The following is an 18,841-nucleotide window of genomic DNA, read 5'->3' on the forward strand; positions in this document are numbered from 1 at the left end:
TCGTGCGTAGCGCCTTGGGATCCGAGTCGTTCGGAGCCCTTGCGCGCGTCCGTCGCCCGCGCGGCGAAACCGACCGGGACCCCGCGCGCGTGGTGACGTATGTCGTGATCGCTTCGAAGGGAATCCCCGTGCACGTCACCGCATTACGGCCGTCCCGCCGTACCGCACTGGCACTCGGCGCCGGCGCGGCGCTCGCAGCCGCCCTGTCGCCCGTCGGGACGGCCCACGCCCTGTCCGGCGCAAAGGGCGTCACCGCGCGGCTCAGGCGGCTGGAGCGGGAGCACTCCGCCCGGCTGGGCGTGTTCGCCCATCACACGGGCTCGGGGAGGACGGTGGCGTACCGCGCGGACGAACGCTTCCCCATCTGCTCGGTGTTCAAGACGCTCGCCGCCGCGGCCGTCCTGCGCGACCTCGACCACGACGGCTCGTTCCTGGCCCGGCGCATCCGCTACACCGCGCCGTACGTCACCAGGTCGGGCTGGTCCCCGATCACGGGGAAGGACGAGCACCTCGCCCACGGCATGACGATCGCCGAGCTGTGTCACGCCACCATCTGCCACAGCGACAACACCGCGGCCAATCTCCTCCTCACCGAACTGGGCGGACCGACCGCCATCACCGCCTTCGCCCGCTCGATCGGGGACGGCACGACCCGGCTCGACCGCTGGGAGCCCGAACTCAACTCGGCGGAACCCTGGCGCGAGACCGACGTCACCACACCCCGAGCCATCGGCCGGACCTACGCGCGTCTCACCCTCGGCAACGTCCTGGAGCGTGACGACCGGCAGCGCCTCACCGGCTGGCTGCTCGCCAACACGACCAGCGGCGAGCGGTTCCGCAAGGGGCTGCCGGCCGACTGGACCGTCGCCGACAAGACCGGCGCGGGCCGGTACGGCGGCAACAACGACGTGGGCGTCGTGTGGCCGCCCGGCCAGGCGCCGATCGTGATGGCCGTCTTCACGGCCAAGCAGGAGGAGGCCGCCCCGGCAGACAATCCCCTCGTCGCCAAGGCCGCGGCGCTGCTGGCGGAGGCGCTCACCTAGCCCGTTACGAGACCCCTTGGGCGCCGCGGGCGCAGCTCTCCCAGTCGAGGGTGCGGTCGCACCAGCGTTCCAGGAGCACCCGGTCGTGGCCCACGGCCAGGAGTCCCGCGCCCTCCTCGCGGCGGTAGGTCTCGACGGCGGCGACCAGCGCCGCCGTCGTGGACGCGTCGAGCATCGCGGTCATCTCGTCGCAGATGAGCCAGCGCGGGCGCAGCGCCAGGGCGCGGGCCAGGCAGGCCCGTTGGAGCTGGCCGTCGCTGACCTCGTGCGGGCGGCGGGCCAGCAGGTCGTCGGTGAGGCCGACGGCCGGGGCCAGTTCGGCGACCCGGTCGGCGGCCTCGGCGCGGCGGCCGGTGGCCCGCAGGGGCTCGGCGATCAGGTCGCGCAGCCGCAGGCGGGGGTCGGCGGACATCCGGGGCTGCTGGAAGACGACACCGACGGAGGTCCGCAGGGCCCGGGGGGCGCGGTGGCGCCAGCCGCGGACGTCGGTGCCGTCGAGGGTGACCCGGCCCGCGTCGGGCCGGTGCAGCAGGGCCGCCACGCGCGCGAGGGTGGACTTCCCGCAGCCGCTGGGGCCGAGCAGGCCGACGGCCTCGCCGGGTGCGACGGTCAGGGAGGCGTCCTGGAAGACGGGGCGGCGCCGGTCGTATCCGGCGGTGACGGCGTGGAGTTCAAGCACGGTGCCCCTCCAGGCGGGCGCTCAGGCCGACGGGGTGGTGGCAGGCGATCCCCGCGGTGAAGCGCGGGCGCTCCTCGCACCGGTCGTCCGCCCGCGCGCAGCGGGCCGCGAACGTGCAGCCCGGGGGGAGGTCGCCGAGCTCGGGCGGCAGGCCGGGGATGGGGGTGAAGTCCCGCTCGGGCAAGGCGGCGAGCAGCCCGCGGGCGTAGGGGTGGCGGGGGCCGGGCTCGCCGAAGAAGTCGGGTGCGGCGGCGAGTTCGACGATCCGGCCCGCGTACATCACGGCGACCCGGTCCGCGATCCGCGCGGCCGCCGCGAGGTCGTGGGTGATCATCAGCAGCGCGCGGCCGTCGTCGGCGTGGCGGCGCAGTTCGTCGACGGTACGGTCCACGAGCGGCCGGTCGAGCCCGGTGGTGGGTTCGTCGGCGAGCAGCAGCGGCGCGTCGCCGATGAGGGCGAGGGCGGTCGCGGCGCGCTGGGCGAGGCCGCCGGAGAGCTCGTGCGGGAAGCGGTCGAGATGGCCGGCCGGGAAGGAGGCGCGCTCGGCGGCGGTCTCGGCGGCCCGGCGCAGCTCCCGGCGCGGGGTGCCGGTGAGCTCGCGCAGGGTCTCCTCCAGCTGGGCCCGTACGGTCCTGACCGGGGTGAGGTGGGCGGCCGGGCTCTGCGGTACGAGGCCGATGCGCCGGCCCCGTACCGTACGGGCGAGCGTCTTCTCGTCGGCGCCGAGCAGCTCGATGCCGTCAACGACGGCCCGGCCCGCGGTCTGGGCGTTGCCGGGGAGCAGGCCGAGCAGGGCGGAGGCGAGGACGGACTTGCCGCAGCCGCTCTCGCCGACGAGGGCCAGGCACTCCCCCGCCGCCAGCTCGAAGCTGGCGTCACAGACGGCGGCGACATGGCGGCCGCCGCGCATTCGGAACCGTACGGACAGGCCGTCGACGGTGAGGACGGGCGCGGTCACAGCATCAGCTCCGATCGGCGGCGCGGGTTGATCCGCTCCCGCCAGGCGCCGGCGAGGCCGGCGATGGCGAGGGTCGGGACGATCAGGAGGAGGCCGGGGAAGAGCGTCGGCCACCAGTCCCCGGCGAGGAGGGAGGAGCGCGCGGTCTGGACGAGGTTGCCGAGGCTGGCCTGGTGGCTGGGCAGGCCGAGGCCGAGGAAGGAGAGCGCGGACTCGTGCCACATGGCGTGCGGCACCATCAGGACGGCGGCGAGCCCTGCCTGCGGCAGGACGGCGGGCAGCAGATGGCGGACGGTGACCCGCCATCGGGAGGCGCCGCCGGAGATCGCCGCGTCGACGAAGGGCCGGGCGCGCAGCGAGAGCACCTCCGAGCGGACGATCCGGGCGGTGGACAGCCAGTGGGTGAGCGCGACGGACACGATCACGGGCCAGACGCCGGGGCGGAACATGGCGACGATGAAGATGCCGAGCAGCAGATGCGGTACGGACGAGAAGGCGTCGACGATCCGCATCACGACCCGGTCGGTCCAGCCGCCGAAGGCCGCCGCGGCGGCGCCGACCGCTGTACCGATGACGGTGGCGACGAGCGCCGCGACCAGGCCGACGAGCAGGGAGATCCGCAGTCCGTAGACGCAGCGCAGCAGCAGGTCGCGGCCGACGTCGTCGGTGCCGAAGGGGTGGGCGAGCGACGGCGGGCGGAGTTTGTCCGCGAGGTCGACGGCCTGTTCGTCGAGCTGGACGAGCGGCGGGACGATCAGGACGGCGAGTACGACGGCCGCCACGACGACGGCGGAGGCCGTGATCCGGACGGTGCGGGTGGAGCGGCGGGTCCGGCCGCGGGAGGTCCAGGTGAGCTCAGCCATCGAAGCCCACCCTCGGGTCGGCGAGTCCGTAGAGGAGGTCGGAGAGGAGGTTGCCGGCGAGGACCGCTGCCGTGGCGAGCACGGTCAGGGCGGCGAGCAGCGGGAAGTCGACGGAGGTAGCGGCCTGGACGGTGGCGGCGGCGATGCCGGGCCAGCTGAACACGGTCTCGACGAGCAGGGCGCCGGTGATGAGTTCGGGGACGCGGGAGCCGACGAGGGTGAGCATCGGCAGCATGCCGGAGCGCAGGGCGTGGCCGAGCAGGACGGTCCGTTCGCTCAGGCCACGCGCGCGTGCGCCCCGTACGGGGTCCTCGTCAAGGGCGTCGGCGACGCCCTGGCGGACGTACAGGAAGAACCAGGGCAGTTGGGAGACGCCGAGGACCAGGGCGGGCAGCACGAGGTGGCTGGTGACCTGCCCGGCGGTGACGGTGTCGCTGGCGGTGTCGGTGAGGCCGCCGGCCGGGAGCACGCCGAGCTTCAGCGCGAAGAACCAGATGGCGAGGAGGCCCAGCCAGAAGGCGGGGGCCGCCTCCAGGGTGTACGCGGCGGCGCTGACGCAGCGGTCGAGCAGGCCGCCCTGGCGGCGGGCGGCGAGGACGCCGAGGGCGGTGCCGAGCAGGATCGCGACGAGGAAGGCGGTGGCGGCGAGCAGGGCGGACCAGCCGATGCGTTCGCCGATGACGTCGGCGACGGGCTGGCGCATCACGCTGGAGTCGCCGAGGTCGCCGCCGAGGGCGGCGGTGAGCCAGTTCCACCAGCGGGCCACGAGCGGCTGGTCGGCGCCGAGGTTGGCGCGGAGCTGGTCGAGGGTGTCCTGGGAGGCGGTGAGTCCGGCGGTGCCGGCGTAGGCCTTGACGGGGTCGAAGGGGGAGGCCGCGGCGACGGCGAAGACCGCGAAGGTCACGGTCAGCAGGACGGGGACGGCGAAGAGGGCTCGCCGTCCCGTCATCCGGGCCATCGCCGCCCAGGGGAGGCGGCGGCTCACAGCTTGGGCTTCCAGCTCTCGACGTTCCACCAGGGGCCGGAGGCGAGCCCGTGGTCGTGCGGCTCGACCTGGGTGGACAGGCCGTCCCACGTGTCGTTCACGACGTAGAGGTGGTCGATGTGGGTGAGGAAGGTGTAGCCGGGGTTCTTGACCAGTTCGCGCTGGACGGTGTCGTAGGCGGCCTTGCGGGCGGCCTTGTCGTTGGTCCTGCGGCCGTCGTCGAGCGCCTTGTCGACGCTCTTGTCGGCGTAGCGGGCCATGTTGTTGAAGCCGTCGCCCGCGAGGGTGGAGTGGAGCAGGAGGTACTGGTCGAAGTCGGGGTCGCCGGGTGAGCCGCCGCCGGCGAGGACGGCGTCGTCCTTCATCCGGGGTTCGATGACCTCCCAGGTGCCGGCCTGGGTCTTGATGTCGATGCCGGCCTTCTTGGCGTCGGAGGCGTAGGCGAGGGCGTGGTCCTGGCGGAGCTTGTCGCCGGAGAGGTACCAGAGCGGGAAGGCGGCGCGGACGCCGTTCTTGACCCGGACGCCGTCGGGGCCGGGCTTCCAGCCGGCGTCGTCGAGGATCTTCTTGGCCTTGGTGAGGTCGTGGGTGCGCTCGGTGCCCTTGGTGAACCACTCGCTGCCGGTGGGGACCGGGCCGTAGGCGGGCTTTCCGGCGCCTTCGAGGATCTTGTCGACCATGGCCTGGCGGTCGACGGCGAGGTCGAGGGCCTGGCGGACGGCGGTGTCCCCGGCGACCTTGTTGTGGGTCGCCAGGGTCACGGTGCGGTAGTCGTACGTGGTGGCCTCGTAGGTCTTGCGGCCCTTGTCGTTCTTGAAGCCCTTGGCGAGGTTGGGCGGCAGGATCGCGCCGTCGAGGTCGCCGGAGCGCAGCCGGGTGGCGCGGACGTCGTCGTCCTTGATGATCGCCATCGTGAACTTCTTCACGGCGGGCGCGCCGCCCCAGTAGCGGGGGTTGGCCTTGAAGCTGATCTTCTCCCCTTTGGACCAGCCGGTGAGGACGTACGGGCCGGTGCCGATGGGCTTGGTGGTGAAGGTGCCGGAGTTGACGTCCTGGCCGGCCGCGGCGTGCTGGGGGGCGATGGCGAGGACGGTCCGCTCGGCGAACGGCGCGTAGGGGTACTTGAGCGTGAAGACGACGGTGTCGTCGCCGACGGCCTTCACGTCCGCCAGCGCGTCGAGTTCGGTCTTGGAGGGGTTGTTCGTCTTCGGGTCGAGGATCGTGCGGTAGGTGAAGACGACGTCCTTGGCCGTGAAGGGCTTGCCGTCGCTGAAGGTCACGCCCTTGCGGAGCTTGTACGTGTACGTCAGCCCGCCCTTGGACACCTCGGGGAGCGCCACGGCGAGGGCGGGCTTGAGCTTCATGGCGCCGTCGAAGGCGAGCAGCCCGTCGAAGATCTTGGAGTTGCCGTCCTTGCCGTAGCCGAGGAGGGGGCTGAGGGTCTCGGGCTCGTAGGCGATGCCGACGACCGCGGAGTCCTTGGCGCCGCCGGAGCCCGCGGCGGACCCGCCCGGGTTCGAGCAGGCCGCCGCGGCGAGGGCCAGGGCCCCGGCCAGCGTCGCGGCGGCTGCTGCGCGTATGGATCGGGCGGTCATGTCCCACTTCCCTCATGAAGATCAGCTGCTTCTGCAAACGGCTTGCAATTAAACAGCATGTAGAGGGGTGGGTGGCCAGCTGGCCCCTTACCTACGGGCCGGGGCCAGCGGCTTTGTCCGGCGGGCGGGGTCAGCGGGGCGCGGGCAGGTCGGCCAGGGTGGCGAGCGCCTGCCGGTGCCGGCCGGGGGTGCCGAAGGCCAGGGAGTCCGCCTTGGCCCGCTTGAGCGCCAGATGGGCCGGGTGCTCCCAGGTCATACCGATGCCGCCGTGCAGCTGGACGCACTCCTCGGCGGCGTGCACGGCGACCTGCGAGCAGTACGCCTGGGCGAGGGCGACCGCGAGCGGGGCGTCGGGGCTGCCGGTGGCCAGCGCGTCGGCGGCGGCGCGGGCCGCCGCACGGGCGTTGACGATCTCCACCCAGAGCTGGGCCATGCGGTGCTTGAGCGCCTGGAAGGAGCCGACCGGCCGGTTGAACTGGTGGCGTTCGCGGGTGTGGCGGACGCTCTCCTCCAGACACCACTCGGCGAGGCCGAGCTGTTCGGAGGCGAGCAGGCCCGCGCCCGCGAGCAGGCCGCGGCGCACGGCGGCGCGGGAGGTGGGCGCGTCGGCGATGCGGGTGCCGGGGGCGCCCTCGCCCAGGGGTGCGACGGTGGCGAGGGGGCGGGTGAGGTCGAGCGGTGTCTGCGGGGTGAGCGTCACCTCCTTACGGTCGACGGCGTAGAGGCCGTCGGGGCGCGGGACCAGCAGGACGTCGGCGCGTACGGCGTCGGCGACCGCGTTCACCGGCCCGTCGGTGGGCGGTGCGTCGTCCGGGGCGGTGGTGAGCGGCAGGACGGGCACGGCGACGCGGTGCCCGGTGGCGAGTGCTTCGAGCAGGCCGGCGACCTCGGGCGCCTGGGTGTCGAGGGCGAGCAGCATCTCGGTGGCGACGACGGAGCTGGTGAGGTACGGCGCCGGGGTCACCGTCCGGCCCAGCTCCTCCAGCACGACCGCGGCCTCGCGGTGTCCCGCTCCCTGGCCGCCGGACTTCTCCGGGATCAGCAGCCCGGCGGCGCCGATCCCCGCGGCGAGGGTGTCCCACAGGCCGGTGTCGTAGGGGTCGCCGCTCTCCACGCGCGCGAGGAGGGCGGGTGGGTCGGCCCGGTCGGTGAGCAGGGAGCGTACGGCGGCCCGCAGGTCGTTCTCGGTCCCGGAGTACAGGAGGTCGGGCTGCGCGCTCATCGGGTCAGGTCCTTCCAGGCGACGTCCTTGTCGGTGCGGGGCTCGGCGGGCAGTCGCAGGACGCGCTCGGCGACGATGTTCAGGAGCACCTCGCTCGTACCGCCCTCGATCGAGTTGCCCTTGGAGCGCAGATAGCGGTAGCCGGCCTCGCGGCCGGTGAAGTCGACCAGTTCCGGGCGGCGCAGGGTCCAGTCGTCGTACAACAGCCCCTCCTCGCCGCGGAGTTCCACCTCCAGGCCGCTGATCTCCTGGTTCAGGCGGGCGAACTGGAGCTTCATGCCGCTGCCCTCGGGGCCGGGCTCGCCCGCGACGAGCTGCTGACGCAGCCGTTCGCCGGTCAGCCGGGCGACCTCCGCCTCGACCCACAGGGCCAGCAGCCGCTGGTGGAGGTCGTGGGTGCGCAGCTCGGGGCGCTCGCGCCAGGCCGTGGCGACGGGCCCGATCATGCCGCCCTCGCGGGGGAGGCGGGCGCCGCCGATGGAGACGCGTTCGTTCATCAGGGTGGTCTGGGCGACCCGCCAGCCGTCACCGGTCGCGCCGAGGCGGTGCGCGTCGGGGATGCGGACGTCGGTGAGGAAGACCTCGTTGAACTCGGCCTCGCCGGTGATCTGGCGCAGCGGGCGGACCTCCACACCGGGGTGTGACATGTCGCAGATGAAGTAGGTGAGGCCCTGATGCTTGGGGACGTCCGGATCGGTGCGGGCGATCAGGATCGCCCAGCGGGCGACGTGGGCGCTGGAGGTCCACACCTTCTGGCCGTTGACGATCCAGTTGTCGCCGTCGCGGACGGCGCGGGTGGACAGCGCGGCGAGGTCCGATCCGGCGCCGGGCTCGGAGAAGAGCTGGCACCACACCTCCTCGCCGACCCACAGGGGCCGCAGGAAGCGCTCCTTGACCTCGTCGGAGCCGTGGGCGAGGAGCGTCGGCGCGGCCATGCCGAGGCCGATGCCGATCCGGCGCGGGTCGTTGTCGGGGGCCGCCGCGGCGGCGAGTTCGCCGTCGACCACGCTCTGGAGGGAGCGCGGCGCGCCGAGGCCGCCGAGGCCCGGCGGGTAGTGGACCCAGGCGAGCCCGGCGTCGAAGCGGGCGCGCAGGAAGTCGGTGCGGTCCGTGGTGGCGGGCGGATGGGCCTGGAGCAACGCGCGGGTACGCATGCGCAGTTCGGCGGCGTCGGTCACTTCGCGGCTCCTTCCGGGACGACCACGACCCGGCCGGTGGTGGTGCCGTCGGCGACCCGCTGGACGGCCGAGGCGGCCACGCCGAGCGGTACCCGCTCGCTGACCAGGGGTTTGATCAGGCCCTTGGCCGCGTAGGCGGTCAGGGTGTCGTGGCAGCGGCGGACGGCGGCGGGGTCGTGCTGGTTGTACAGGCCCCAGTGCAGGCCGAGGACCGCGTAGTTCTTGACGAGGGCGTGGTTGAGGGCGGGCGAGGGGATCGTGCCGCTCGCGAAGCCGACGACCACGATCCGGCCTTCGAAGGCCACGCACTTGGCGGACTGGGTGTAGGCGTCGCCGCCGACGGGGTCGTAGACGACGTCGGCGCCGCGGCCGCCGGTGGCCTCCTTGACGGCGGCGACGACATCGTCGGTGTGCCGGTCGACGACGACGTCGCAGCCCAGCTCCCGAGCCACGGCGGCCTTGCCGGCACCGCCGACGACGCCGACGACCCGGGCGCCCGCCGCCTTGCCGAGCTGGACGGCGGCGCTGCCGACGCCCCCGGCGGCGGCGTGCACGAGCAGCGTCTCACCCTCGGTGAGCCCGGCCCTGCGGTGCAGCCCGAACCAGCCGGTCTGGTAGCCGATGTGCAGGGCCGCGGCCTCGGCGTCGTCGAGCGCGTCGGGGGCGGGGAGCAGGGCCGCCTCGTCCGCGACGGCGTACTCGGCGAAGCCGCCGTACGGCAGGGCGGGGGTGGCGAGGACGCGGCGGCCGTCCTCGGTCCGGGCGCAGATCTCCACCCCGGGTGTGAAGGGCAGCGGGGGCCGGATCTGGTAGTGGCCGCGGCAGAGCAGCGCGTCGGGGAAGTTGATGTTGGCGGCGCTCACCTTCAGCAGCACCTGCCCGGGGCCGGGGGTGGGCCGGTCCGTGTCGTCGAGCCGCATCACCTCACCCGGCTCGCCGTTGTGGTGCACTCGCCATGCCTGCATCGGGACCTCCACCAGCCGTCGTCCATACTGCGCGGTCGGTCGCATACTAAGCGGTCGCTTGCCGGTCGGGGAACCATACGGCCGCACTTCCTCCCTCCCAGGGGCCCGTACGGCCTGGGGCTGGGCCAGGAGGATGAACCCGGGGCCGCCCGGCCGCACCGGCCGGAGCCCGCCGAAGGTGATCGGCCATCGTGGCGGATCAGACCTCCAGAAGGGCAGGACACGTCAGATGCTCGGTACGGACTTCATCAAGGGCTCCCCCTGCTGGCTCGACCTCGGCAGTCCCGACCCCTCGGCCGCCGCCGCGTTCTACGGCCGGGTGTTCGGCTGGCATTTCGAGTCGGCGGGACCGGACGCGGGCGGCTACGGCTTCTTCCAGCAGGACGGCCTCACGGTGGCCGCGCTCGGCCCGCTCACCGAGGAGGGTGCCAACTCGGCCTGGACGGTGTACTTCCGTACACCCGACGCGGACGGCACGGCCACCGACGCGGAGCGGGCCGGCGGGACCGTGCGCGTCGAGGCGTTCGACGTGATGGACGCCGGGCGGATGGCCTGCCTCACCGATCCGCAGGGCGGCGAGTTCGCCGTCTGGCAGCCGGGGTCCACGAAGGGTCTGGAGAAGACCTCGGACACCCACAGTCTGCTCTGGGTCGAACTGCACACGCCCGACCCGGAGGCGGCGTTCACCTTCTACCGGGGGCTGTTCGGCTGGCGCGAGCAGGCGATGGAGGCGCCGGGCATGACCTACCGGGTGCTCTCCACCGCCGAAGGCGACCAGCAGGACGCGTCCTTCGGCGGTGTCGCCCCGCACCAGGGGACGGGCGAGCGGACCCGCTGGGTCCCCTACTTCGCCGTCGACGACGCCGACGCGATCGCCGCGTCGGCCCAGGGCAACGGCGGATCGGTCCTCATGCCCGCCGCCGACGTCCCGGACGTCGGCCGCATCGCCTGGCTCGCCGACCCTTTCGGCGCGACCTTCGCCCTCCTCAAGCCGGAGCCCCCCGCCGGGAGCTGACGGCGGCCGCGTACGGTGCCACGCGGCCGTCCGGGCTTCAGCGGGAGAACAGCTCGAACGTCACCGCGGGCCGGCCGCCGAAGCGGGCCGATGCGGCCTCGGCGTTGCCTGTGAGAAAGGTGCGGCAGTACTCCTCCGGGTTCTGGTCGGTGAGCGCCTCGATGTAGGCGCGGTGCGCGAGCAGGGACTGAACGGAGCGCTCCAGGCCCGGGGTGGCGTCGGCGGCGTGGGTGGGGAAGGTGGAGCCCGCGACCGCGACCCAGCGCACGCCGTCCCAGGGTTCGAGGCCCTGCTCGACGAGCTCGGGGAAGATCCAGCGGTTGCCGGCGTCACCGGCCGCGTCGAGGGTGGCGCGGCCCACCGCGACATGGTCGGGGGTGTTCCAGTGGCCGCCGACGGCCGGGCCCCAGGTGTCGCGGTGGTTGAGGGTGATGACGAGTTCGGGGCGGTGGCGGCGGATCGCGGCGGCGATGTCGCGGCGCAGCGCGGTCCCGTACTCGATGGTGCCGTCCGCATGGTCGAGGAATTCCACGGTGGAGACGCCGACGACGGCCGCGCTCGCGCGCTGTTCGGCCTCCCGCAGCGGGGCGCATTCGGCCGGCGGGAGGGTGTCGATGCCGGCTTCGCCGCGGGTGGCGAGAACGTAGACGACCTCGCGGCCGCCGTCGGTCCAGCCGGCGATCGCGGCGGCGCAGCCGTATTCGAGGTCGTCGGGGTGGGCGACGACGGCGAGGGCGCGCTGCCAGTCGTCGGGCATCGGGTGCAGCTGGTCGCTCGTGTGCTCGGTCGTGTGCTCGGTCATGCGCGCAGAATACGGCGTTGATCATGAACGGGTTCCGCCCGCCCGGCACGTGGTCCGGGCGGGCGGCTGAGAGTCCGGGCCGGGTCAGCCGGTGGGGAAGTTGTCCGGGGTACGGATCCGGTCGCGCACCCACACCCCCGCGGGCTTCAGCGAGGCCGTACCGGCCCAGGGGCCGCCCGCGGCGCACGTGCCGCTCTTGAAGACGGCGCCGGTGCGGTGGTCGTCGGAGAAGTTCCAGTTGACCCAGCTGATCTTCTTGGCCGCCATCAGGTCGAGATAGCGCTGCGACATCGTGAAGTCGTTGCCGCCCTCACCGGCGTAGTTCTGCGTGCCGAACTCGGTGACGAAGACGGGGAGTTTGTCGGCCGCGCGGGAGAGGGTGTTCAGATACGCGTCGCGGTGCGAGTACGCGTAGAAGTGGAACGTGTACATGATGTTGGAGGCGTTGACCGGGTTGTTCACAACCTCCGACTCGTTCGCGCCCTCGGAGACCCCGAACGAGGACCACGCGCGCGTGCCGACCAGGACGGGGGTCTCGGCGTCCTTGGCACGGATGACCGGGATGAGCTGCTCGGCGTAGCTCTTGATACGGGCCCAGTCGACGCCGCTGGGCTCGTTGGCGATCTCGTAGAGCAGGTTGGTCTTGCTGCCGTGGCGCTGGGCGATCTCGGTGAAGAAGGTCTTGGCCCGGCTGAGGTTGGCGTGCGGGTCGCCGGGGTCGAGCATGTGCCAGTCGACGATGACGTACATGCCGCGCGCGGTGGCCTGCTCGATCAGGGAGTGGGCGAGGTCGGTGTACTTGCGCGGGTCGGTCTCGTAGCCGCCCTCCTGGACGTACGTGGAGACGCGCAGGACGTCGGAGTGCCAGTCCTTGGCGAGGGCGTCCAGGGAGCCGGAGGTCAGGCACCGGCTGTACCACTGGGTGCCGTGGCTGCTCATGCCGCGCAGCTGGATGGGCTTGCCGTACTGGTTGCAGAGCTTGGTGCCGCAGACCTTGAGCTGGCCGTTGACGGCGGCGGGGGTCGTACCGACGGGGGCGGCCGCAACCGGAGCGGTCTGGGCGGTGGTGAGGCCGAGGAGCAGGGCGGTGACGAGGGCGCCGGCGCCACCGAGGGCGCGTCGTCGCGAGCGTGCCGGTGTCATGGGGTCTCCAGGTGCCGTGGACGGAGGTGCCTATTGAAAGGAAACTTTCCTAACGAATGAGATAGCAGCCCCCAGCCCGCCCTGCAAGGTTCATGACAAGCCGGTTTCCGCAACCGGTCCCGGTCCCGGGTGCGCCCCCGCCCCGGGACTCCTAGCGTGGACGCATGATCCGGTTCGAGCAGGTCGGCAAGGTGTATCCGGACGGGACGACCGCGGTCGACGATGTCTCCTTCGAGGTCGCCGAAGGCGAGCTGGCCACCCTCGTCGGACCGTCGGGCTGCGGCAAGACGACCACCATGATGATGGTGAACCGGCTCATCGAGCCGACCTCCGGCCGGATCCTCGTCGACGGCGAGGACATCGCGCGCGTCGACCCGGTGAAGCTGCGCCGCCGGATCGGCTACGTCATCCAGCAGGTCGGCCTCTTCCCGCACCGCACGGTCCTCGACAACACCGCCACCGTGCCCGCCCTGGTCGGCTGGAAGAAGGCGAAAGCCCGCGCGCGGGCGGCCGATCTCCTGGACCTGGTGGGCCTGGACCCGAAGACGTACGGCCGGCGCTACCCCGCCCAGCTCTCCGGCGGCCAGCGCCAGCGGGTGGGCGTGGCCCGGGCCCTGGCCGCCGATCCGCCGGTCCTGCTGATGGACGAGCCGTTCGGGGCGGTGGACCCGGTGGTGCGCGAGCGGCTGCAGAACGAGTTCCTGAGCCTGCAGGCCACGGTCCGCAAAACCGTCCTGCTGGTCACGCACGACATCGAGGAAGCCGTACGGATGGGCGACCGTATCGCGGTGTACGGACAGGGGCGCATCGAGCAGTTCGACACCCCGGCCGCCGTCCTCGGCTCCCCCGCCACGCCGTACGTGGCCCGGTTCGTCGGCACCGACCGGGGGATTGAAGCGGCTGTCGGTGACCAGGATCGAACCGGACGACCTGGAGGAACCACCCGTCGCCCATCTCGGCGAGCCCGCCTCCGCCGCGGCGGCCCGGCTGCGCGCGGAGGGCGCCCGCTGGGCGGTGGTGCTGGGCGAGCACGGTGCGCTGCACGGCTGGGTGGCGGCGGACGCGCTGGCCTCCGCGGACGGCCGGGGCACGGTGGGTGAGCCGGCCCGGCGGATGGACGCCTGGGTGCCGGTCGGGGCGCCGCTGAAGCAGGCCTTCAGCGAGATGCTCCAGCACGACGCCGGATGGGTGGCGGTCCTGGACGGCCCGCGCTTCCTCGGCGTCCTCACCCCCGCCAAGCTCCACGAGGCGCTGCGCCGCTCGGTCGACGCGGACGCCCAGGGGGTCGCCCGGGACGAGGTCGACTTCGACTCGGTCGCCGACGCCTAGAACGCTCGGCCGGGACGCTCGTCACGGCACCTAGAACAGACGTGCCCTTGCGACGGTTCACGCGCGCGTGACCGGGTAGCCGCAGCATAAGCCCCCCGGACGGGACGAAAGGTGGGCGTCATGCATGCCGGTATGTGGGGCTTCTCCGAAGGCGCCGGATACGCCCCCGGAGAAGCGCTCGTCGGTTACTCGGTCGAGGCGACCGACGGCTCCATCGGAAAGATCGACAAGCACTCGGAGGACGTGGGCAGGTCGTACGTCGTCGTCGACACCGGCCCGTGGATCTTCGGCAGGAGGGTCCTGCTGCCGGCCGGCCTGATATCCCGCGTCGACACCGAGAACGACACGGTCCATGTCTCCTGCACCAGGCAGGAGATCAAGGACTCGCCCGACTTCGAGAGCGGGCAGCACGAGAGCGACGTGGCGTTCATCCAGCTCATCGAGCGCTATTACGCCAATCGACACATGTGAGGAATGGTCATGATCCCCCTTCTGCTGCTTCTCCTGGTGATCCTGATTCTCTTCGGAGTCGGATTCACCGTAGAAGTGCTCTGGTACATCGCGATCGCCCTGCTGATCGTGTGGATTCTCGGTTTCTTCTTCCGTGGCGCGGCCGGAGGCGGCGGACGGTCCCGCTGGTACCGGTGGTAGCTCACCTGAGCAGATTCCTGGACCGCAGATAGGAGCTGGCGACGTCTTCTGGAAGGCGTCGCCAGCTGTCCACCTGTTCGTTCAGGGACGCCAGATCGGCCGTGGCGAGTACGGCGTTGAGGGCGCCCAGCGCCCGGGTCACGCCCGCGCCGCCGGCCCGCGAGCGGTTGACCACCGGAACGATGTGGTCGGCGTTCTGCAGATGCTTGTCATCGGCGAGCAGCACGAGTCCGAAGTCGTCCAGGGTGGCGTCCGTGGTGGTGGTCAGCACCATCTGGGCCTGGCCACCCTGGACGGCTTGTTTGGCCTGGGTGGTGCCCACCCCCTTCGGATCGACGCCGGTGATGTCGACCCCGTACGCCTTCCGCAGCCCGGGCGCGCAGTACGGCCGCTGGACGCATTCGTCGCCCGCGGCGAGCCGTACGGGCAGTTTCGCGGCGCCGAGGTCGCGGAGTGTGCGCAGCCGGTGCTGACGGGCGTAGGTGCGCGCCACCGCGAAGGCGTTCTGGTCGACGGCCCTGCCCGGGTCGAGGACGGTGAGGCCGCGCGGGGTGGCAAGCCGGCGCAGGGCCGCCATGGTGGTGGCGGGGTCGGGCGAGCCGACGGTCGGCGCGTCGGGGCCGTTGACCTTGGCGTTGAGCCAGTCCGCGAAGGTCGCGGCGTACTCGGGCACGACGTCGATCTGACCGCTCTCCAGGGCCGGTTCGTAGATCTCCCGGTTGGTGACGGAGAGGATCGTGGTGCGGTAGCCGGCCTGTTCGAGGAGGAGCGCGTACATCTGGGCGAGCAGATCACTCTCGGTGAATCCGGCCGAGCCGACGGTCAGCTCGCGGCTGTCGCCGGGCGGGGCGGTGATCTCGCCCTGGTTCTCCAGCGAGGGGCCGCCAGTGCAGCCGCCCGGCGCGAGCACCAGCAGCACCGCCGCCACCACCGCTTGGCCTGCGCGCCTTCGCCGTCGGCCGCTCATCCAGGCCCGCCCCGCGCCCACTGCGGGGCCAGCCGCTGCGCCCCTTCGAAGACGCCCTCCACCAGCAGGGCGAACACCGCCACGAGCACTGCTCCCGCCACCACCTGCGGGGTGGAGGCGAGATTGAACCCGGCCGTGATGATCCGGCCAAGCCCGCCGCCGCCGGCGAGCGCGGCGACGGTCGCGGTGGCGACGAGCTGTACGGCGGCGATCCGTACGCCGGTCAGGATCAGCGGCATGGCGAGCGGCAGCTCCACCCCGAACAGCATCTGCCGGCCCGTCATGCCCATCCCCCGGGCCCCCCGCACAGCCGCCCAGCGGGTGCGGCGGGCGGCGACGGCGAGCGGCAGGGCGATCAGGAGCCCGAGGGCGACGGAGACCAGGGTGAGCTGGATGTGCTGGAGGGTGGCGTCCCAGAGGATCTCGCGCCGGCTGGACAGATAGGCACCGCAGATCCAGTCGTTGCGCGCGAGGCAGTCGTCGGGCGGGGCGGTCACCCGTCCATTGCAGCGCGCGCGGGCGAGGGGGCGCGCGTGCTGGTGGCCCGTACGGGGGGACGCGGGGCGCGTGCTGGTGGCCGGTAGGGGGGAAGGGCGCGCTGGGCCGTACGGGGTGGCGCGGGCGCGCGGGAGCGGACGCCCGGCGCCCGGGCACCCGCGCGCGACCGCCGCCCCTCTGCCCCGTTCTCCGCAGGTGGGGCCGGGCCCGCATGAGTCGGCGCGCGCCGGGCACTCGCCGCACAGGTCCCGTCGCGCCTTCCCCTCCCGCGCGGCGGGGCCGCCGTCGGCCACAGCTGCTACCCTGCGCTCTCCATCGATCACCTTGCGTCACCCCTGGGAGCCTCCTTGAAGGTCGCCTGCGTCGGCGGCGGGCCCGCCGGCCTGTACTTCTCGATCCTGATGAAGCTGCGGGACCCGTCCCACGACATCACCGTCCTCGAACGCAATCCGGCCGGATCCACCTACGGCTGGGGAGTGACGTACTGGGCGGGCCTGCTCGACCGGCTCCAGGCGTACGACCCCGAGTCCGCGCGGGCGATCGCGGACGGCTCGGTCCGCTGGAGCGACGGCGTCGCGCACGTGCGGGGCGAGCGGACCGTGCACCACGGCGACGAAGGCTTCGGGATCGGCCGCCGACAGCTGCTTGACCTGCTCACCCGGCGGGCCGAAGCGCTCGGCGTACGGGTGGAGTTCGAGCGGGAGCTCGCCACCGGCGACGAGCTCCCCGACGCCGATCTCGTCGTGGCCGCCGACGGGGTCCACAGCAGGCTGCGCGAGCGGTACGCCGACCACTTCGGCACCCGGGTCGCGGTCGGCCGCAACCCGTACATCTGGCTGGGCACGACGCGCGTCTTCGACTCCTTCACCTTCTCCTTCGTGGAGACCGAACACGGCTGGATCTGGTGCTACGCCTACCGCTTCGGCGAGGACCACAGCACCTGCGTCGTGGAGTGCTCACCCGACACCTGGACGGGGCTCGGTCTGGACCGGGCGAACGAAGCCGACGGACTGGGCCTGCTGGAGAAGCTGTTCGCCGACCTCCTCGACGGTCACCCGCTGATCGGGCGGGCCGGCGCGGACGGCAGCGCGCAGTGGCTGACCTTCCGTACGCTCACCAACCGCACCTGGTACCGCGACAACCTCGTCCTCCTCGGCGACGCGGCCCACACCACCCACTACTCCATCGGCGCGGGCACCACCCTGGCCCTGGAGGACGCGATCTGCCTCACCGACGCCCTGCACACAACCCCTGACGTCTCCACGGCCCTGGCCCGCTACGAACGCCAACGCCGCTCGGCCCTGCTGCCGGTGCAGAGCGCGGCACGCCACAGCGCCCAGTGGTACGAGAACCTGCCCCGCTACATCCGCCTGGCCCCGCCCCAGATGTTCGCCCTCCTCGGCCAGCGCCACTCCCCCCTGCTGCCGTACGTCCCGCCGCAGCTCTACTACCGCCTCGACCAGGCGACGACCCGCCTCGAATCCCTGCGCCGCCTCAAGCGCTGGCTGGGCCCCCGGGTGGCCCGCACGCTGCACGCCCGCAGACAGAACGCGGAGCTGTAGCAGGGGCGACGGGCGGGCCTGGTCAGGTCTTGGCCGGCGGCATGAGCTCCGCCACGGACTTCTGCAGCGATCCGCTCGGAGTGTCTGCGAGTCCGTAGCGCTCCGTCATCCGGCGCCGCTCCGACGCGGTCGGCGCGCGCGTCTCGCCCTCCTCGGGGCCGACCACGGCGGTCAGGGTCGGCCCGAACGGGGACTCCGCGTTCAGCCCGTGCAGCACCCACCACAGGGTGACGTAGTGCGGGGGCCTCGTGTGCTCCAGGACCGCGGTGCCGTGCTCGATCCCGGACCGGAAGCGGAAGGTGTTGACGGCGCCGCCCCCGCGCACCCAGCCCGGAGCCGCCTCCGCGGAGCCGAATACGAAGTCCTTGGTCCAGGAACTTCTTCCCGAGGCGCCGTAGTCGTCGACGATCTTCACCCGGTCCCTTCTGACGTGGGTGACACTGGCGGTGGCGTTGAGCACCTCGTAGCGGTTCCCGGCCGGAAACTGGACGACCTTCTCCGTCACCCTCTCGCCACCAGGCTCAAGCATGTGCACGTGCCCCGCGCGGCCGATGATCGTCCCCTGGGCAAGGAGTTCGTACCCGCCCTTCGGGACGTTCGTGTACCGCATGAGGTCGCGCTGGCGGCTGTTGAGGTCTTGGAGCCAGTCCTTGTCCGACCGGGGGGCGTCCACGAAGGAGGTCCGCCGTCCGCTGACCTGGTAGAGGGAGCCGAGGACATAGACCCCGACCTTGCCGGTGTTGCGGGTCTTGATCTTCAGTGGGACGTGGACGGCCTTGCCGACGACGAGCCCCTTGCCGAACTCGACCGAGGTCGTGAGCGCGGCCGTGGCGGAGTAAGGCTGGTAGATCTGCGTGTACGTGAAGTTGGCGACGGCCAGGGCCCCGGTGAGCAGGACGCCTGCCGCGAAGCCCTTGGCGTGCGGAATGCTGCTCCAGACGCCGGTCCGGTACATCAGCCACAGCGCCCACCAAGACCACGGCAGAAGGAGCAGGAACACGGCGTAGGGCGTGAAGCCGCCGTCCAGGTGGAGGATGAGCAGGACGATATTGGCCAGCAGCGAGATCAGGATGCCGCAGATCACGAGCGCGCCGGAGTATTTCGGGTGTTCGGGCCGGCTGAGCTGAAAGGCGGCGACGACGGCCACCAGCTCCACCACCGCGGCCGCCAGGAACACGACACCGCTGATCCGTCCCGCGTAGGTCAGCGCGCCGGTCACATCCTCGCCGCCGAACAGGGCCAGTTCGCCCGCCGTGGCGAGGAGGCCCGCCACGATCAGGGCACAGGCGGCGCCCGCCTTCCACGACATTGTCTCTGTCTCCGCGTCGTTCGCCATCTGTGCAGAATGATCATCGGGGCGCGTGATCGGCGGTCCGCCGCTCCGTG

General features: G+C 72.5%; 18 protein-coding genes and 1 pseudogene. 6 read left to right on the top strand and 13 right to left on the bottom strand.

Features of this window, described 5'->3' with window-relative positions:
• Positions 1 to 128 precede the first annotated feature (128 nt).
• Complete coding sequence (bla, locus tag ACZ7LT_RS08385; RefSeq protein ID WP_471235205.1) at positions 129 to 1,043, top strand: class A beta-lactamase; 915 nt, start codon at positions 129 to 131, stop codon at positions 1,041 to 1,043.
• 4 nt (positions 1,044 to 1,047) lie between these two features.
• Here the strand turns inward: bla and ACZ7LT_RS08390 are convergent, their stop codons facing one another.
• The 8 genes from ACZ7LT_RS08390 to ACZ7LT_RS08425 all read right to left on the bottom strand — a co-directional run bounded on the left by ACZ7LT_RS08390 (position 1,048) and on the right by ACZ7LT_RS08425 (position 9,488).
• On the bottom strand, positions 1,048 to 1,722 hold the full coding sequence (locus tag ACZ7LT_RS08390; RefSeq protein ID WP_471235206.1) for an ABC transporter ATP-binding protein: 675 nt from the start codon (positions 1,720 to 1,722) through the stop codon (positions 1,048 to 1,050).
• Positions 1,715 to 2,680 (bottom strand): ABC transporter ATP-binding protein, encoded by a 966-nt coding sequence (locus ACZ7LT_RS08395; protein WP_471235207.1) that lies wholly within the window; start codon positions 2,678 to 2,680, stop codon positions 1,715 to 1,717. The genes ACZ7LT_RS08390 and ACZ7LT_RS08395 overlap by 8 nt, the downstream gene beginning before the upstream one ends.
• Complete coding sequence (locus ACZ7LT_RS08400) at positions 2,677 to 3,543, bottom strand: ABC transporter permease (RefSeq protein ID WP_471235208.1); 867 nt, start codon at positions 3,541 to 3,543, stop codon at positions 2,677 to 2,679. Before ACZ7LT_RS08400 ends, ACZ7LT_RS08395 begins: the two co-directional genes overlap by 4 nt.
• Positions 3,536 to 4,501, bottom strand: coding sequence for an ABC transporter permease (locus tag ACZ7LT_RS08405; RefSeq protein WP_471235611.1), 966 nt, complete (start codon positions 4,499 to 4,501; stop codon positions 3,536 to 3,538). Before ACZ7LT_RS08405 ends, ACZ7LT_RS08400 begins: the two co-directional genes overlap by 8 nt.
• 23 nt (positions 4,502 to 4,524) lie before the next feature.
• Positions 4,525 to 6,123: an ABC transporter substrate-binding protein gene (locus ACZ7LT_RS08410; protein ID WP_471235209.1), complete on the bottom strand. Its 1,599-nt coding sequence runs from the start codon at positions 6,121 to 6,123 to the stop codon at positions 4,525 to 4,527.
• 130 nt (positions 6,124 to 6,253) lie between these two features.
• On the bottom strand, positions 6,254 to 7,345 hold the full coding sequence (locus ACZ7LT_RS08415) for an acyl-CoA dehydrogenase family protein (protein ID WP_471235210.1): 1,092 nt from the start codon (positions 7,343 to 7,345) through the stop codon (positions 6,254 to 6,256).
• Positions 7,342 to 8,523, bottom strand: coding sequence for an acyl-CoA dehydrogenase family protein (locus ACZ7LT_RS08420; RefSeq protein ID WP_471235211.1), 1,182 nt, complete (start codon positions 8,521 to 8,523; stop codon positions 7,342 to 7,344). The genes ACZ7LT_RS08415 and ACZ7LT_RS08420 overlap by 4 nt, the downstream gene beginning before the upstream one ends.
• Entirely contained in the window at positions 8,520 to 9,488 is a 969-nt protein-coding gene (locus tag ACZ7LT_RS08425; RefSeq protein WP_471235212.1) for an NADPH:quinone oxidoreductase family protein, read from the bottom strand. The genes ACZ7LT_RS08420 and ACZ7LT_RS08425 overlap by 4 nt, the downstream gene beginning before the upstream one ends.
• Before the next feature lie 229 nt (positions 9,489 to 9,717).
• On the opposite strand from ACZ7LT_RS08425, the gene ACZ7LT_RS08430 reads away from it, so the two are divergent.
• Entirely contained in the window at positions 9,718 to 10,503 is a 786-nt protein-coding gene (locus ACZ7LT_RS08430) for a VOC family protein (RefSeq protein WP_471235213.1), read from the top strand.
• Between the two features lie 37 nt (positions 10,504 to 10,540).
• On the opposite strand, the gene ACZ7LT_RS08435 is transcribed toward ACZ7LT_RS08430, so the two are convergent.
• Together ACZ7LT_RS08435 and ACZ7LT_RS08440 are read right to left on the bottom strand one after the other, a co-directional pair.
• Positions 10,541 to 11,305, bottom strand: a complete 765-nt coding sequence (locus tag ACZ7LT_RS08435; protein WP_471235214.1) for a PIG-L deacetylase family protein — start codon at positions 11,303 to 11,305, stop codon at positions 10,541 to 10,543.
• An 84-nt stretch (positions 11,306 to 11,389) separates the two neighbouring features.
• Positions 11,390 to 12,448 (bottom strand): glycoside hydrolase family 5 protein, encoded by a 1,059-nt coding sequence (locus ACZ7LT_RS08440; protein ID WP_471235215.1) that lies wholly within the window; start codon positions 12,446 to 12,448, stop codon positions 11,390 to 11,392.
• A 164-nt stretch (positions 12,449 to 12,612) separates the two neighbouring features.
• On the opposite strand from ACZ7LT_RS08440, the pseudogene ACZ7LT_RS08445 reads away from it, so the two are divergent.
• The 3 genes and pseudogenes from ACZ7LT_RS08445 to ACZ7LT_RS08455 all read left to right on the top strand — a co-directional run bounded on the left by ACZ7LT_RS08445 (position 12,613) and on the right by ACZ7LT_RS08455 (position 14,428).
• A pseudogene (locus ACZ7LT_RS08445) lies at positions 12,613 to 13,777 on the top strand (ABC transporter ATP-binding protein).
• Between the two features lie 120 nt (positions 13,778 to 13,897).
• A complete protein-coding gene (locus tag ACZ7LT_RS08450) occupies positions 13,898 to 14,248 on the top strand; it encodes a PRC-barrel domain-containing protein (RefSeq protein WP_471235216.1) in 351 nt (116 codons plus the stop codon).
• A 9-nt stretch (positions 14,249 to 14,257) separates the two neighbouring features.
• A complete protein-coding gene (locus tag ACZ7LT_RS08455) occupies positions 14,258 to 14,428 on the top strand; it encodes a hydrophobic protein (RefSeq protein ID WP_471235217.1) in 171 nt (56 codons plus the stop codon).
• Between the two features lies 1 nt (position 14,429).
• Here ACZ7LT_RS08455 and ACZ7LT_RS08460 read toward each other — a convergent pair whose 3' ends face one another.
• Together ACZ7LT_RS08460 and ACZ7LT_RS08465 are read right to left on the bottom strand one after the other, a co-directional pair.
• A complete protein-coding gene (locus ACZ7LT_RS08460; protein WP_471235218.1) occupies positions 14,430 to 15,395 on the bottom strand; it encodes an ABC transporter substrate-binding protein in 966 nt (321 codons plus the stop codon).
• On the bottom strand, positions 15,392 to 15,892 hold the full coding sequence (locus ACZ7LT_RS08465) for an ABC transporter permease subunit (RefSeq protein ID WP_471235219.1): 501 nt from the start codon (positions 15,890 to 15,892) through the stop codon (positions 15,392 to 15,394). The genes ACZ7LT_RS08460 and ACZ7LT_RS08465 overlap by 4 nt, the downstream gene beginning before the upstream one ends.
• Before the next feature lie 348 nt (positions 15,893 to 16,240).
• Between ACZ7LT_RS08465 and ACZ7LT_RS08470 the strand changes: the two genes are divergently transcribed.
• Positions 16,241 to 17,455, top strand: a complete 1,215-nt coding sequence (locus ACZ7LT_RS08470; protein WP_471235220.1) for an FAD-dependent monooxygenase — start codon at positions 16,241 to 16,243, stop codon at positions 17,453 to 17,455.
• 22 nt (positions 17,456 to 17,477) lie between these two features.
• On the opposite strand, the gene ACZ7LT_RS08475 is transcribed toward ACZ7LT_RS08470, so the two are convergent.
• Positions 17,478 to 18,791, bottom strand: a complete 1,314-nt coding sequence (locus ACZ7LT_RS08475; RefSeq protein ID WP_471235221.1) for a hypothetical protein — start codon at positions 18,789 to 18,791, stop codon at positions 17,478 to 17,480.
• Positions 18,792 to 18,841 lie beyond the last annotated feature (50 nt).

The sequence above is a fragment of the Streptomyces sp. NPDC039465 genome (assembly GCF_055639315.1).

Coding starts and splice junctions, on each gene's coding strand:
- ACZ7LT_RS08400 (WP_471235208.1), bottom strand. CDS start 3,543: ATGGCTGAGCTCACCTGGACCTCCCGCGGCCGGACCCGCCGCTCCACC.
- ACZ7LT_RS08405 (WP_471235611.1), bottom strand. CDS start 4,501: ATGGCCCGGATGACGGGACGGCGAGCCCTCTTCGCCGTCCCCGTCCTG.
- ACZ7LT_RS08410 (WP_471235209.1), bottom strand. CDS start 6,123: ATGACCGCCCGATCCATACGCGCAGCAGCCGCCGCGACGCTGGCCGGG.
- ACZ7LT_RS08415 (WP_471235210.1), bottom strand. CDS start 7,345: ATGAGCGCGCAGCCCGACCTCCTGTACTCCGGGACCGAGAACGACCTG.
- ACZ7LT_RS08425 (WP_471235212.1), bottom strand. CDS start 9,488: ATGCAGGCATGGCGAGTGCACCACAACGGCGAGCCGGGTGAGGTGATG.
- ACZ7LT_RS08430 (WP_471235213.1), top strand. CDS start 9,718: ATGCTCGGTACGGACTTCATCAAGGGCTCCCCCTGCTGGCTCGACCTC.
- ACZ7LT_RS08435 (WP_471235214.1), bottom strand. CDS start 11,305: ATGACCGAGCACACGACCGAGCACACGAGCGACCAGCTGCACCCGATG.
- ACZ7LT_RS08440 (WP_471235215.1), bottom strand. CDS start 12,448: ATGACACCGGCACGCTCGCGACGACGCGCCCTCGGTGGCGCCGGCGCC.
- ACZ7LT_RS08450 (WP_471235216.1), top strand. CDS start 13,898: ATGCATGCCGGTATGTGGGGCTTCTCCGAAGGCGCCGGATACGCCCCC.
- ACZ7LT_RS08455 (WP_471235217.1), top strand. CDS start 14,258: ATGATCCCCCTTCTGCTGCTTCTCCTGGTGATCCTGATTCTCTTCGGA.
- ACZ7LT_RS08460 (WP_471235218.1), bottom strand. CDS start 15,395: ATGAGCGGCCGACGGCGAAGGCGCGCAGGCCAAGCGGTGGTGGCGGCG.
- ACZ7LT_RS08475 (WP_471235221.1), bottom strand. CDS start 18,791: ATGGCGAACGACGCGGAGACAGAGACAATGTCGTGGAAGGCGGGCGCC.